15 protein-coding genes are annotated in these 14,865 nt (G+C 46.9%); 7 read left to right on the forward strand and 8 right to left on the reverse strand.

The features are described from left to right. Window positions 1-95 precede the first annotated feature (95 nt). Both KAI36_RS21295 and asd read left to right on the forward strand, forming a co-directional pair. Entirely contained in the window at window positions 96-1,223 is a 1,128-nt protein-coding gene (locus KAI36_RS21295; protein ID WP_220025957.1) for a YheC/YheD family endospore coat-associated protein, read from the forward strand. A gap of 88 nt (window positions 1,224-1,311) precedes the next feature. Beyond that, window positions 1,312-2,109, forward strand: a complete 798-nt coding sequence (asd, locus tag KAI36_RS21300) for an archaetidylserine decarboxylase (protein WP_220025958.1) — start codon at window positions 1,312-1,314, stop codon at window positions 2,107-2,109. 185 nt (window positions 2,110-2,294) lie between these two features. Here asd and KAI36_RS21305 read toward each other — a convergent pair whose 3' ends face one another. Continuing rightward, complete coding sequence (locus KAI36_RS21305; RefSeq protein WP_061830088.1) at window positions 2,295-3,080, reverse strand: helix-turn-helix domain-containing protein; 786 nt, start codon at window positions 3,078-3,080, stop codon at window positions 2,295-2,297. 179 nt (window positions 3,081-3,259) lie between these two features. Here KAI36_RS21305 and KAI36_RS21310 point away from each other — a divergent pair, with 179 nt between their 5' ends. Next, window positions 3,260-4,558 (forward strand): aminotransferase class I/II-fold pyridoxal phosphate-dependent enzyme, encoded by a 1,299-nt coding sequence (locus tag KAI36_RS21310; RefSeq protein ID WP_025722360.1) that lies wholly within the window; start codon window positions 3,260-3,262, stop codon window positions 4,556-4,558. A gap of 101 nt (window positions 4,559-4,659) precedes the next feature. Here the strand turns inward: KAI36_RS21310 and KAI36_RS21315 are convergent, their stop codons facing one another. Further along, window positions 4,660-5,937, reverse strand: a complete 1,278-nt coding sequence (locus tag KAI36_RS21315) for a sensor histidine kinase (protein ID WP_025722361.1) — start codon at window positions 5,935-5,937, stop codon at window positions 4,660-4,662. 206 nt (window positions 5,938-6,143) lie between these two features. Between KAI36_RS21315 and KAI36_RS21320 the strand changes: the two genes are divergently transcribed. Next, the gene (locus KAI36_RS21320; RefSeq protein ID WP_220025959.1) at window positions 6,144-6,260 is read left to right on the forward strand and encodes a YjcZ family sporulation protein; all 117 of its coding nucleotides are present in this window, start codon (window positions 6,144-6,146) and stop codon (window positions 6,258-6,260) included. 117 nt (window positions 6,261-6,377) lie between these two features. Here the strand turns inward: KAI36_RS21320 and KAI36_RS21325 are convergent, their stop codons facing one another. The 5 genes from KAI36_RS21325 to KAI36_RS21345 form a co-directional block, all read right to left on the reverse strand. Then, entirely contained in the window at window positions 6,378-7,601 is a 1,224-nt protein-coding gene (locus KAI36_RS21325; RefSeq protein ID WP_025722362.1) for an ABC transporter permease, read from the reverse strand. A 2-nt stretch (window positions 7,602-7,603) separates the two neighbouring features. Continuing rightward, a complete protein-coding gene (locus tag KAI36_RS21330) occupies window positions 7,604-8,350 on the reverse strand; it encodes an ABC transporter ATP-binding protein (RefSeq protein WP_013311782.1) in 747 nt (248 codons plus the stop codon). Window positions 8,351-8,368: 18 nt separating this feature from the next. Next, window positions 8,369-9,760, reverse strand: a complete 1,392-nt coding sequence (locus KAI36_RS21335; protein WP_025722363.1) for a DEAD/DEAH box helicase — start codon at window positions 9,758-9,760, stop codon at window positions 8,369-8,371. A 122-nt stretch (window positions 9,761-9,882) separates the two neighbouring features. Then, window positions 9,883-10,662: an SDR family NAD(P)-dependent oxidoreductase gene (locus tag KAI36_RS21340; protein ID WP_025722364.1), complete on the reverse strand. Its 780-nt coding sequence runs from the start codon at window positions 10,660-10,662 to the stop codon at window positions 9,883-9,885. 39 nt (window positions 10,663-10,701) lie between these two features. After that, window positions 10,702-11,160, reverse strand: coding sequence for a chemotaxis protein CheX (locus KAI36_RS21345; RefSeq protein ID WP_023990131.1), 459 nt, complete (start codon window positions 11,158-11,160; stop codon window positions 10,702-10,704). 429 nt (window positions 11,161-11,589) lie between these two features. Here KAI36_RS21345 and KAI36_RS21350 point away from each other — a divergent pair, with 429 nt between their 5' ends. The 3 genes from KAI36_RS21350 (at window position 11,590) to KAI36_RS21360 (ending at window position 14,257) form a co-directional block, all read left to right on the forward strand. After that, window positions 11,590-12,492 (forward strand): LysR family transcriptional regulator, encoded by a 903-nt coding sequence (locus KAI36_RS21350; protein ID WP_220025960.1) that lies wholly within the window; start codon window positions 11,590-11,592, stop codon window positions 12,490-12,492. Between the two features lie 60 nt (window positions 12,493-12,552). Then, window positions 12,553-13,362 carry a histidinol-phosphatase gene (locus KAI36_RS21355; protein WP_220025961.1) on the forward strand — a complete coding sequence of 270 codons (810 nt, stop codon included), beginning with the start codon at window positions 12,553-12,555 and terminating at the stop codon, window positions 13,360-13,362. A 154-nt stretch (window positions 13,363-13,516) separates the two neighbouring features. Further along, window positions 13,517-14,257 (forward strand): GTP pyrophosphokinase, encoded by a 741-nt coding sequence (locus KAI36_RS21360; protein ID WP_025724023.1) that lies wholly within the window; start codon window positions 13,517-13,519, stop codon window positions 14,255-14,257. Between the two features lie 203 nt (window positions 14,258-14,460). Here KAI36_RS21360 and KAI36_RS27460 read toward each other — a convergent pair whose 3' ends face one another. Next, complete coding sequence (locus KAI36_RS27460) at window positions 14,461-14,685, reverse strand: alpha/beta hydrolase (protein WP_230486421.1); 225 nt, start codon at window positions 14,683-14,685, stop codon at window positions 14,461-14,463. Window positions 14,686-14,865: the final 180 nt, after the last annotated feature.

The raw sequence follows: 14,865 nt of genomic DNA on the forward strand, positions 1-14,865 counted from the left end.
GCTAGCGTCCATGCCTGGCCGATCTTTGATACATATGATGGACTAGAATCACAGTATGATCAGTTGGAGTGACTACAAGGAGGGCGGACATACTCATGTTGCATGTCGGCGTCATGCTCAACCCGGCAACCTACCGGGGCATTCCCGCCATGAGGACGCGATATGAATCTATCGCCAATTACGAGGACGCCGGGTTAAGCTACGAGCTCATCCCCTGCTTTCTTCGTCTGGAGGATATTCATATAGCGACCGGAACATGCCGGGCTTTTGTTAAACACGGCAACGAGTATCGGCAGATGACTCTTCCGTTGCCGCCGGTCATCCACAATCGGACTCTCTATCGGCAAAATGAAAATGCTAGAGATATCAACAAACTTGTACAAAAGGGATTCTATATTTTTAATGAACAAAACCGTTTCCACAAAGACCATATACATGCAATTCTGCAGGAAGACCCTTTGCTACGCATCCACCTCCCCAAAACATTGCAAGGCAACCTTTCCTCCATACATACCTTGATGGAGGAAACCGGAGATGTTGTAATTAAACCCAGTAGCGGCAGCGTGGGTAGAGGAATTATGCGTCTGCGGCATTCCCGCGGAGGCTGGACTTTGCAATGTGCTCATCCGGCTATACCTGAGCGTTGGTCCACACTACGTTTGAATGTCGAAGAACTCCCATTATTTCTACACAAACGACTGCTGCATGCGCCTCATATCGTACAGGAAACCATACCGCTTGCTTTGTACAACAATCGTCCGTTTGATGTCCGTGTGTCGGTTCAGCGCGGATATGGCGGTATCTGGGGTGTAACAGGTATGTATGCTAAAATTGCTCCTTCTCACACCTTCGTCTCGAATGTGGCACAGGGCGGTACGGCCCGTTCCTTACTGGAAGTGTTATCACAAACAGAGACGGTTCAGACTTCGAACGCAGTCCGGCTGATGAATGAACTGGAGCGACTCTCGTTACAAATCGTGCACCGACTGGCACAAAACCTTCCCCGTCTCGCCGACGTCGGTCTGGATCTGGGAATTACCCATAAGGGCAAGATTGTTTTTATCGAATGTAACGGTCGTGACCAGCGCTATGGCTTCAGCCAGGCGGGCATGCACAATGTCTGGAAAGAAACATACTCTCAGCCGATGGCTTACGCTCGTTGGCTTCTCGAACGGATGCCTTCGTCAGACACCGAACGTTCACCAGGCCGTCCACTGTATTGATTTACGTCACATTCTGTGTCAATATAGTTCAGAGCGGCCGGACAGGTTCCGGCCAAGACGGCTCGGAAATGAACAAGGGGGATCTGTAATGGCAAAACAGTGGCTGCGGCTCATGACGGAGCTATCATCGCGCAAGTGGGTGTGCCGGATTGTAGGCTCCTTCGCGCAAAGCGGTGCAAGCCGACTTTTTATCCCCACCTTTATACGTACGTACCAGATCCAGACGCATGAGGCGGAACAGGAATGGAAGGAATACCGTTCCCTAAACGCCTATTTTACACGCAAATTAAAAGCGGGCATGCGCCCGATTGATACGAACGCCGAGGTGATGACCAGTCCGGTGGATGCACGGATTACTTTCACTGGCCCAATTACGTCCGGCACTCTTTTGGATGTCAAAGGGCAGGACTATACGCTGGAAGAGCTTCTTAACCGCTCTCCGCGTCTTGAAAAATATACACACGGCTATGCATTTGTGCTCTATCTCAGCCCGACGGATTATCATCGCATTCACGCACCAGTATCCGGTACACTGGTAGAAAAAGAACATCTGCGCGGCAAGGTATACCCAGTGAATGACTTCGGCTTGCAACATATGCGAGCAGTTCTTAGCCGCAATGAACGACAGATTACGTACATTGCCCATAAATATGGTGAGGTGGCGGTCGTCAAGGTTGGCGCAATGAATGTGAGTAGCATCAAATATACGGATGATAAAGCCGTCTCATGGACAAAAGGAGACGATCTCGCCTATTTCGAATTTGGATCAACTGTCGTTTTGCTAACTGAAAACAGCACGTTTGATCCAGACCCCGCATTGAAGCCGGGGGATGCGGTGAAAATGGGACAACGTCTGGGTTGCTTTCGACATGATCCCAAAGCATAAGTGAATTTATCGTAACCATATTATAGCTACACATATGAGCATCGGGATCGGTTGATGCTAAATTGCTCATAAAAAAAGGACCCGGCGTAACTCCTCGGGTCCTTTTTGGAATTTATCCTTTATATTCGTTATTCGTTATTCCCAATTTGCCTAAATCCGAAACAGCTTGTCCACCGTCCGTAGCATTACCGGATCTCAGACGGACTTTTCCCCGTGTACTGCTTGAATTGGCGGCTGAAAAAAAAGATGTCACGATACCCCAGAGCCTCTGCCACCTCGGTCACATTCATTCCGGCATGTAGTAATAGATGCTGTGCACGCTCAATCCGCATGCTGATAATATGAGATTGCGCGGAAACACCCAGCAGCTCCTTGAATTTAATCGAAAAATAACGCGGTGACAGCCCCGCCCGTGCAGCCAAATCCTCGACGCGATGAGGAAGTCCCGGATGCTGACGCACATAGTTGGCCGTTTCCCGAATGACCTCGGTGAGCTGGTTACTGGCCTGTTGCTCCTGAGGCTCCTTGCGGTCCGCACGCAGCAGATGAATCATCAGTTGTTTCAGGATCAGCTTGCCTTCCTCGTCAGCTCCGTAAGCACGCTCCAGGCGTAGTCGAACGTATCTGGCAAGCATATGCTCTACCTCGAACGTTTCCTCCAACATACGGTAGCTTGCAGGGATAAGCTTTGGCTGTTCGATAAGATCAAAATGAATATAGGTAAGTATGAGCGGCTTTTGCGGGTTATGCGTGGCACGGGTATCATCCCCCGGCTTGAACAGGAAGCAACTCCCCTTGCTTACCGGATACGACGTCCCGTTTAAGACCACTGTTCCTTCTCCGCTCCATACATAAAATAAATCATAGTTTGGCATCGGCTTCTCGCGTACCTGCCACTTCCAGCCCGGCTCACACACAATTTTGGCGAAGGCCGACAACAGGATAAACGATGACGCAGATGTATCCAGCAAAATCTGCACCTCCTTTTGTTAATCTTTGGTTGTCCTTTATCCCGTTAATTTATAATATAAGCTCAGCGCCGTCATTAAGCAAAAAAATGCGTTTTTATGTTCCAGATGCTTTTGCGTGACGCTTACCGTGTGTAATGCTATAATATGTAATCAAAATGACTTGGAAGGATGAAACGGGAATGAATCCACTGGCAGCGCAGTTAAACCAAAACATTCAGACAGGCAACGAGCATGTATATCAAATGCTTTCTCTTTTAGGGAAAGAAATTTATTTCCCAAAAGAAGGGATTTTGAGTCAATCCGCAGAGGCAGGGAAGCTTGCTAAAAAGTACAACGCTACGATTGGCATTGCTACTGAAGGCAATGGTCCTATGCATTTGGAGGTCATTCAGGAGAAGCTGTCCGCTTACAATCCCAAGGATTTATACCCTTACGCTCCCCCTGCGGGCAAACCTGAACTTCGTAGTGTATGGCGTGACAAAATGCTGAAGGAAAACCCTTCATTGGCTGGAAAAAGTTACGGCCAACCCGTAGTTACGAACGCGCTGACCCACGGTTTGAGCATCGTTGCCGACCTGTTCACGGATGAAGGGGACGCTGTCATTTATCCAGACAAAAACTGGGAAAACTATGAGCTGACTTTCGGTATTCGCCGTCATGGACGTTTGGTGAATTTCCCGTTGTTCACAGAGGATCAACGTTTTAATAGTGATGGATTACGCGAGGCGCTACTGGCGCAGAAAGAATACGGCAAAGCGATCGTTGTGCTGAACTTCCCGAATAACCCGACAGGCTACACACCGGGAGTGGAAGAGGGTAAAGCAATTGTTGCTGCCATCCAGGAAGCCGCGGAAGCGGGCATCAATGTCGTAGTTGTGACGGATGACGCTTATTTTGGTCTGTTCTTCGAGGACTCCCTGCATGAATCACTATTCGGTCAGTTAGCTGGACTTCATCCGAGAATTCTACCAGTCAAAATTGACGGAGCTACCAAGGAAGAATTCGTTTGGGGCTTCCGTGTCGGATTTATTACCTTTGCTTCGGAACATCAGGATGTACTGAGCGCACTGGAACAAAAAACATTAGGGATTATCCGGGCAACGATTTCGAGCGGTCCTCACCCATCTCAAACCTTCGTCCTGGATGCCCTCAAGTCAACGGACTTTGAACAACAGAAGAAAGAAAAGTTCCAGATTATGAAGGGACGGGCTAACAAAGTCAAAGCGTTGCTCGATAGTGGAAAATACGGAGATGTATGGAGCTACTATCCTTTCAATTCGGGTTATTTTATGTGCCTCAAGCTGAACGGCTTGTCCGCTGAACGACTGCGCACACATTTGCTGGAACAATATGGGGTAGGAACGATTGCGCTGGGTGAATATGATCTCCGAATCGCATTCTCATGTATCGAGGAAGAGTATCTGGAAGACCTGTATGACATTGTTTACCGTGGCGCACAAGATTTGTTGAACACCTAATATGTAACAGATTAAATATAGCATCATTAGCGGTATGCCGGATGTTGAGGCATACCGCTTTTTAATGGGCTGAACCATTGTGAATCACACTTCGAAAGAAACTATCCTTCAGCAGCGAGCAAAGATTCCTGTGCGAGTGGCAGCAGGATGACTACCTCGGTTCCGACTCCGGGCTCACTCTCATAGTGTATACTTCCGTTCATGGCTTCAATGATTCGAAAGGAGACGACCGTTCCCAGTCCCGTTCCTACCTCTTTGGTTGAAAAAAATAAAGTACCCACTCGCTCCAGATGCTCCTGACTCATGCCTTTTCCCGTATCCCTAATATGCAGACATGCCTTCTCTTCCTGAATCGCCAGTTTTATGTATACCCTGCCTCCATCATCCGCAGCTTCGATCGCATTTTTCGTCACATGTATTAACGCCTGTAACAGCTGATTACGATCTGTATGTACGTATATTTCACTCCTTAGCTCAGTATACAGTCTTACGCCTTGCTTGGTTGCCATCGGTTTCAAAAGCAAAACAATCTGTTGAACCATGCCAGACAGATCCATCAGTTCTGTGTTCCCAATCTGCGGTCTGGATAAGTTCAGATAGTCGCTAATAATTCTTTCGGCCCGGTCGACCTCCGCTAGTGCCAAAGCAATATATCTGCGATTTTTCCCTTCTAGCCCTGACTGAACCATTTGTAGGAACCCTTTAACAACGGTCAACGGATTCCGCACTTCATGAGCCATAGAGGCAGCCAGTTCACCTAACGTATTCAGATGCTCAGCATATTTAACCTTCCTTCTCATTTCTTCCCGTTCCAAACTAAACTCCATCCAGAAAGAGGAGGCTCCAATGCTTAGGAATTGAATCACACCAAACCAGAGTATTGCCCGGATCAGCTCAATCTCATCCTTATCCAGCCTGCCATTGGCCCAGGAATGTATTAATAGAATTATAAGCATGGCAATATTGGTCCATATACTCATTAGCATATTCATGCCCACCCGAAGCAACATACTATTGAGCTGCATAAACTTCTTTCTCACCAAGAGAGGGCCCAAATAACACAACATCATGCTAGGAAATCCTACCACTATAGACTCAGGACCTATATACATACGAGCCATCACCATCAGCGTTATATTCAGAAGCCCTGCCTTAGGACCAAAATATAAAACAGAAAGGATCAGAGGTACATATCGGAGATCCCAATATAATCCATACCAGATGTACGAAAACATAAGGCAAAGCACAGAAGACACACCCAGCACCCCTCCCATAAGCAACGGGGTATGTTTCATATGCCGATGATCTGACAAAGCGCTATATACTAATAATGGTACAAACACAAGAAATATGTTCACGAGCAGCTTATCTACCAGCATCTCGTCTTTCCCACTTTCCAAGTGATAATGACTACGTACTTCTTCTATTCTCGATAATACGTGCCTTTTCCTCTCTCCTCCCCTACATCTGATGAAAAATATAAGGCGATTCGGCAACACAACTGAGCATTGGCCCACGCAATCTGAAAATTCACTTCATAAGATACGATGTATCCTTTATCACAATGACCGAGAGGAGACTGAGCATGGGAGCAGAAGAAACAAGAGGCGGTTACGGTGGTTACAGCGCATTTACAAGCACAGGAACAATTCTGGTACTGTTCATTTTATTAGTTATCATCAGCAAAACGATCTTCATATAAGCAGACGATTATCTGCACCCACGGCTACGATAGCAGTGAGCGTACAAAAAAAGGCTAATTCGCAGACAGCTCTTGCTGCTTGCGAATTAGCCTTTACTTTATTCACATAGATACACATTACACTTCTTCTTCATCCTGACCGTCCAAACGCCATTTTTTGGCTTGAGCGCCTCGTAACAGAAACACTACTGCAACTCCCCCAAGCAGCGTGAGCAGTGTAGACAGTAGATCTTCCTTTCCTTTTGCCAGAAAAGGAAGCCACAGAACCACAGCAGCCGGCAACGTCAACCGAACAACAAAGTCGAGAAAAGACGCACGACGACTATGCGCAGGAATCGGATATAACTGAAGCCATAACGAATCCTTGTGATACTGCCTTAGTGAAGTGACCTGTACACCAATGAGGAATATGAAAAATAAATATACTGCAATACCAATCCAGCTAGCATGGGTGATATATATAATTAACAACCCCAGAATTCCAAGCCGAATGACAATACCTGCTGGCTCTGTACGCAGGAACGTCTTAAACAGCAGGTAACGATACGCTCCCCTTCTGTTCCAAGGTATGTTACCTCCCAACCAGGACAGCCAACGACGTGGCGTCACTCTCTGCGTAAGGGCGGGCACATCGACAAACCAGCCCAAAGTGCGCATCACCCGAGCAGCCTGCATACCCTCTGTGCGAATCAGCTTTTCCCAAGCCACTAGCAGCTTGACCGGAAAACGCAGAACAAGCACGTACACCACACCGACCAATATGATAAATGGTATGCTGTGTAGTGGAGGCTGCCATAGCCATGCGGCTACCATCAGCACAGCCAACACCCACCGAAGCAGACGATAGCCTACACTTCCGCCAATCGATACCATGCGAAGCTCTTGCCAGCCGCCGTAGCTAAATAGCAGCTTTAACAGCACGAACAGTAGCAGGGTCAGTAGCAGCGGCTTAGGCGCGGCATCACTGCGAATATACAGCGGCCACACGATAATAGACAGCAATAGCAAACCGAATATTTTATACACCACACCCCGAATCCGGCTGGCCTTAAAATAATCGTGCATCGCGTGCTCCTGTGGACGGAGGAAAACAATATCCGCCGCGTTTAAATACGTACGAAAGCTCGCATGAGCAATCGGAATAGCCACAATAAGCATGATCCAGCGGATGGGCAAATCCGGTGGAGTATGCATCAGTAGCGACGTGTACCATGCGGCAAAGGCAATCAGTGCAAAGCCGAAGACCACCGCCAGACCGCTCTGAATGACATAGCCCAGATAGGGCAGCACCTGTCCCCAGAACGCTACACGTCTTTCTTTATGCAAACGTTGCAAATCCATGCTCATTCCCTGCCCTGTACCAGCTCATAAAATGCATCTTCCAGCGGCATGCCCGGCTTACCCGCCTGTGCTGTCACTTCGTCCAGCGTACCCTGTGCAATGATGGCACCCTGATGAAGTACAATGAAACGATCACAATAATTTTCAATCGTGGACAAAATATGAGAACTGAGCAGAATGGACGAACCCGAACGCTTCATCTCTAACATAAAGTCAAGCAGGGAACGAATACCAAGCGGGTCCAAACCCAAAAAAGGCTCATCTATGACATACAACGGCGGTCCCGCTAAAAATGCGCACATAATCATCACTTTCTGGCGCATCCCTTTAGACAGATGCATCGACATACTTCCACTTTTATCCCGCATACGGAACAAGTCCAGCATTTGATCACTGCGCGTGCGGAAATCTGCTTCGCTAACTCCATACGCTCTGGCCGTGAATTCCATATGCTCCATCACCGTCATTTCAGGATACAGCTCTGGAGATTCAGGTACAAAAGCAATGGCTCCCTGATACTCCTCGGGATTTTCATCCTGCTTATGACCCTGCACACGAATTTCTCCGGCCTGCGGTGTCATCAGGCCCAAAATATGCTTCATGGTCGTACTTTTCCCGGCCCCGTTCAGACCGATCAATCCTACCATTTCGCCCGGTTTCACATCCAGCGAAATCTGATGCAGCACCGGGCGCTTGGCGCTATATCCGCCGGTCAGTCCGTTAATTTGCAACACAGGCTGTTGTTCCATGGCTCCCCCTCTTCTCCCTTACTCGTTCGGTTTTGATCCTTTTTCCTTCAGCCATCTTGGTGCACCCTTGTTTTTGCGATCACGCTCGCGTTGTGCTTTTCCTGCTTTGGACAAGGCTGCTCCTTTGCTCTTGCCTGGAGCTGAACCGTTCGCGGAATTCCTGCCAGGACGTCCGTTTTCGGTACGAACAGGTGCCTTACGGTTTTCCGTCTGTGCTCCGTCAGATATGGATCTGGCCTCGGATGGTCTTACAGGTGCACGCTTGGCATCCGCCGGACGCGGCACAACTACTCGACCTCCGTGCAACGCACGCTCTGCGATGTCAATGCCCAGTTCACGGGAGAACTTACGCATGATGAACGTTTCACGGTCGGTAACAACCGACGCCACCAATCCTTTGCGTCCCATCCGTCCTGTCCGTCCTGCACGGTGAACATAAGCTTGACTATCCGTAGCCGGGTCAAAATGAATGACCATTTCAAGGCCCTCAATATCCAGACCACGGGCTGCCACATCCGAAGCGACCAGCACCTTGAGCTTGTCCTCGCGGAATCGGGCCAACACGTTGCTACGCGTGACTTTATCCGCATCTCCATACAAGGATGCCGTAGTCAGCCCCATATGCTTGAGCTTGGCTTCAATCTCCCCGATGGCATTGGTTGTATTCACGAACACCAGCGCTTTTCTTGGATTAAAATGACGTACCAGACGGCGCAGCATATCCACCTTATCCCGTTCTTCAGATACAAAGTAATAGTGTTCCAATCCACTGGCTGTCTTCTGGTCGGGATCAATCCCAATTTCTACGTAGTCACGCATCTCCCGTTTCGCCAGCGACTGGATCTCATCGTTCAGCGTCGCGGACAGGAATACCAATTGACGATCACGTTGGGCGGTGCCCAATATGTTTGTTACATCGCCTGCTCCGCCGAGCTGGAACATCTGATCCACCTCATCGATGACAATGGCTGTAATATTGTGCATTTTCAACTTTTTCGAAGCGATGAGTTCCCGTACACGTCCTGGTGTGCCCACGACAAGCTGTGGATGGTCCTTGAGCTTTTCGATTTGACGTTTGATAGCCGCCCCACCAATCAGACCGAGTACACGGATTCCGCGATGCTCTCCGTACCGCTGACCCTCACGTACAATTTGCATGGCCAGTTCCTGGCTTGGAGCTAGTATCAGCTTTTGCGTAGCCTTTTTCTGTGGATCAATCGCTTGCAACAGCGGCAACAAATAAGCCAGTGTCTTGCCTGTGCCAGTTTGTGAACGCGCCAAAACATGCTTTCCCTTCATTATTTCCGGTATAGCCTCTGCCTGAACTGGCGAAGGCTGTGTAATTTCATGCTCAGTCAATTTGTCCAACAGATCTTGTTCAACGCCGAGCGATTCAAAATTCAATGTCATGAAAAGGTCCAACCCCTATACGTAAATTCGTTACTCTCCATTATATGCGAAAATAGCCCTGTTACCAAATCACAAAAATAAAAGATGTCCCTCACCATAGCAAATGGCTTACGGGACATCTTTTATTTCTTATTCATCACACCATGACCCAGCCTGTCGGTTAGTCTGGGAGCTAACTGATACAGCTTGAGAAAAGGAGATACCCACCGTGGCAGATTAACCTCTTCCTTGCCAAGCTCCATCGCTCTTACGATATGCCGTGCTACCTTATCAGGTTTTAGCATAAACCAGCTTACATTGCGAACATATCCTCCTGTAGGATCTGCCAGCTCAAAAAACGGTGTGTCGATCGGCCCCGGATTAATCGTCGTTACAGTCACTCCACTCCCGCGTAGCTCTTGCCGGAGCGCATTGCTGAAACCGAGCAATGCATGCTTCGTCGCCGTGTAAGAAGACGATTTGGCTGTCCCGATTTTCCCAGCCATCGATGCTACATTGACAATCTGTCCATGGCCCCGCTCTGTCATTTGCGGCAGAAACGCCTTGATGCAGCGAACAACACCCATGTAGTTCACGTCCATCATTTGTTCGAACTCCGTCAGGTCGGTTTCATTAAAATATTCAAATTTTCCGTAGCCCGCATTGTTAAGCAATATATCGACCCGTCCGTACTGTTCCAATACTCGTGCAGCAACAGCCTCTACCTGCTCCTGGCGGGTGACGTCCAGTTGGATAAGCTCATGCCTGCCGCTGATTCCCGCAGATACTTGCTTCAGTCGCTCCTGCGAGCGTGCTGTTAAAATAGGAATCGCGCCCTTTTCACTTAACAACTGAGCGCAAAGGGCGCCAATTCCACTAGATGCACCTGTAATCACAACTATCTTGTCCTGTAGTATACTCACGGTCATCCCTCCACATTAAAGAAACTTGCTTCTTTAATATTAAGAGATCATCACCTGAATATCCAGCTCACCGATTCCTTCCACCGTGAGCGGAATATAAAGGGCACGCTGAGGCACAAAAGTGGTCAAGTTTTCTGATTTCATAACCTGCGGAGGCGTAATATCCACGACAATTCCCTGATTGGACAAAATCGTACTGGCATTACCACTAATCATATTGCCCAATTCTGAAATTGCGCTTTTTCCCATCTCATCAATTTCAGTCAACACAAATCCGCCCATCATCGCTGATACCATACGTAGCGCCACCTGTTCATTCAGGCCGAACACAATATTTCCGCTAAGCTGTCCGGTCATCCCGATCATAATCCAGATGTGGTCGTCCACCAGCTCGACATTTTTCACACCAAGATTTCCGGGTGAAGGAGATACTTGGATCAATTGTTCAATGACCCGTCGCGCCGACTCCAAAAAAGGATTTATCACTTCTGCCTTCACGATCAAAGCGCCCCTTTACGATGGGCTTTTAGACATACAACAAAAGTCCCATTTAAATTAGAATTTTTTAATTAAATATTACTGTAAAACACATCGATCCTCAACAAAATGCTCTCTCTATCACTTATCGACAGCTGCCCGGTAATTTTTTATAGCTAAACCACAAAAAATGTGAATAATGTCCTATATCTTTACTTCTTACCGGTTTTAGACTGATTATTTTTGAAGGATATCAGGACTTTAGTCTTTATTTCCCAATATACCATACTTTAAGGTGCTCTGCTTCGATTCATTGCCCTTCCTGCTCGAATAACCTATAATTTAATGAAATAAAGCATAACGACGGTTTTACATATGAACCTATGGATTGGCTAAAAATATTCATTCTATACAGCTGCGACAAGATTAAGAAAAGAGAGGAGGAACTTCATGAACATCAGTCAACTTGAAACACTTATCATGATTTCCAAAACGATGAGCTTCCGCAAAGCCGGAGAACTTCTCAATTTGACGCAGCCGGCGGTGTCCGCCCAAATTAAAAGTCTAGAGGATGAGTTCAAAACCATTCTGATTGACCGCAACCAGCCCGTCACCCTGACCGACCGGGGAGCTGTTTTTTTGGACCACGCCGAGCGCATATTGGAGGTTGTTGAGGAATTAAGACAAAAATTGTACGATCTAAACGAAACACCGCAGGGTCACATTGCGCTGGGTACCACAACATCCATCGCTATTCAAATTTTACCGCGCGTGCTTTCCTACTTTCAGGATCAGTTCCCTCTCATCAAAACCTCCATTCAATCCATGGCTTCCTCAATGATTTATCAGCAGGTGGAGAACGGACTTATTGATGTTGGCATCGGCTATCTGATCGAACGTAATCCCAACTTAAGCACTTCGGTTCTGTACTACGATTCCTTTGAGCTAGTCGTGTCTCCTACTCATCCACTGGCCTCACAACCACATGCTACCATTGAAGCCCTTCGGGAAATTCCGCTGATTCTGCTCTCTCCCGATACGGTGGGACGAAAATTCGTGGATGATGTATTTAAAAAGCACCAAATCGTACCTCATGTCGTGATCGAGTTGTCCAGCAGCGAGGAAGTCAAACGGATGGTCGAAATTAATCTCGGTGCTGCCATTATTTCCAGACTATCGGTCACTTCTGAACTGCGTGCAGGCACATTAAAAATGATCCATATTCCCGAGCTGGAAGTTAGTCATCCGGTAGGAGTGATTTATAAATCCGGCCGATATCTAAACTCAGCCATGCAGCAATTTTTAAGTGATCTGAAGGGGATGCCGGAGACGAATTTCACCAGTTCTGAATAACGTAATTCGCTATGAACACCATACGAAATATAAACCCTGATTACGAAAGGAAGACAGACTATGAAATTTGATCTGCACACCCATCATTTCCGCTGCGGTCATGCAGACGGAAACATTCGGGATTATATTGAAGCAGGTATTCAATCTGGCTTACAGGCTATTGGCATTTCGGATCATTCCCCCTTTCTATGTAGCGAACAGGATCAGGCTTTTCCTAAAATTTATATGGCTAAGTCACAGCTTGCTGAATACGTAGAAGAGGTACAACAGCTTAAAAAGGAATATGAAGGCCGTATTGACGTGCTCCTCGGATTGGAAACGGATTATTTTCCTGATTTTGCTGAATTATATCGTTCCACTCTGGCTCCTTATCCATTTGATTACCTCATTGGGTCGATTCACAATGTCGAAGGGGATAGCATTTTTAACCGTAACCGTTGGAACAAATTAAGCGACGCTCGTAAAATCGAGGTCAAACAAGCCTACTATACGCTCATTCAGGAATCTGCGCGAAGTGGCATGTTTCAGATTTTGGGTCATATTGACGCAATGAAGGGGAACTTCCCTGCCTTTTCAGACATTCCTGCCGATGAAGCCATTGATGAAACCTTGCAGGTAATTGCGGAATCCAATGTGGCGATTGAAATTAACACTTCGGGTAAAACCAAGCTAAGTGGCGGATGGTACCCGTCTGCTTCTATTTTAGAAAGAGCGCACCATTTTGGTGTAGAGGTTACTTTTGGTTCGGATGCCCATAAGCCTTCGCGGGTAGGCGATGATTGGGAAGAAGTAAAGGCAATGCTGAAGGATATCGGCTTCCGGGAATGGGTCTATTTTAAAGAAAAACGTAAAATTCCTGTGGCGCTTTAAAATTTAAGGTGGGTATTGCCGCTCCGCAAATCATTTGATCTTACGAACGCTGCTGCAATGGGATTGTTGGGGATTGTATTTATATGGTGATAATTCCATTGCAAAGGCGAACGCTTAGCAAGATTATGACATCTATGTGTGAGGAGAATTACATATGCACTTGGAAGATCCTATGGACAAGATCAAAAAGCTAAAGCATGACATCACGCGATTTATGCTAATTTATAAATTTGCGCTCGACGAAATGGAAACCAAGATTGAAATATTAAAGCAGGAATTTCAAGCATTACACGATTACAGCCCTATTGAGCATACCAAATCACGCCTTAAATCTCCTGAGAGCATCATGAACAAAATGCTTCGTAAAAATAGCGAGTTATCCCTGGATGCTGTCAAAAATCATATTAAGGATATCGCCGGCTTACGTATTACTTGCTCTTTTATTTCTGACATTTATGATGTCAGTAACATGCTTCAGAGACAGAGTGACTTGAAGGTGCTGGAAATTAAGGATTACATCAAGAATCCCAAGCCGAACGGTTACCAGAGCCTGCATTTGCTGGTTCAAGTTCCTGTATTCATGTCGGATTGTGAGGAGCTAGTCTGCGTAGAGGTGCAAATTCGAACCATTGCGATGGATTTCTGGGCCAGCCTGGAGCATAAAATCTTTTATAAGTACAACCAGTCCGTTCCCGAAAGTCTGACACGTGAATTAAAGAACGCAGCGGATTCCGCTAATGCGCTAGATCTCCAAATGGAGCGTCTACATCGTGAGATCAAGGAAATTAAAGACGCTAGAGGTCAAGAGGACTCCATAGAGGAGCTTCGGAAGATTATGATTAATAATCAGCAAATTACGGTGCCGGCCAATTTCTTGAAGCTTCTAGGAGAGTAAGATTAGGCGGTGCTCCACCGCTATGCGAATAATTTGATCTTATGATCGCTGCTGCAACGGGATTCAAATTCTCCACCCCACCTGCAGGAGACAAATTTATGATCAACGGATTGCATGCTTGTTCAAAAATGAAAGAATAGAATCATTGATTAAGATCGGCTTCTCTCTAAGCATGTGCGGTCGATGACTACAACCCAGAGCAATTAGATAACGTGAGTCTTGGACCCATGAGCAAATTCCAGAAGCTGCTCTTCGGTGGCAAAATCATCATGTTCACCCGCGATAAATAATGCAGGGCACGTAATGCTGCTTAGCTCATTACGTGTCAATTGCGGATATTGGCGCCAATCCTGTGCGCTCTGTCGCATAAATTCTTGCCAATTCCCCTGATGTGCCTCCTCATGCCGTTCCATCATTTGATGGATCATTTCATAACGTTCGTTTTTGATGAGCCACTCCGGTTCAAATTCATCTGCCCTCTCAGGACATGCGACTCCACTACAGCCTATGATCCTCCTCTTTTTACTTAATTGTTAGATGAACTATGTAAATAAACTAAGTATATGATAGATTGCAAAATGGCTCCGCACTAAGAGCACTTCATCAAA

This window comes from Paenibacillus sp. S02, from assembly GCF_019454065.1.
GTDB classification, from domain to species: domain Bacteria; phylum Bacillota; class Bacilli; order Paenibacillales; family Paenibacillaceae; genus Paenibacillus; species Paenibacillus polymyxa_B.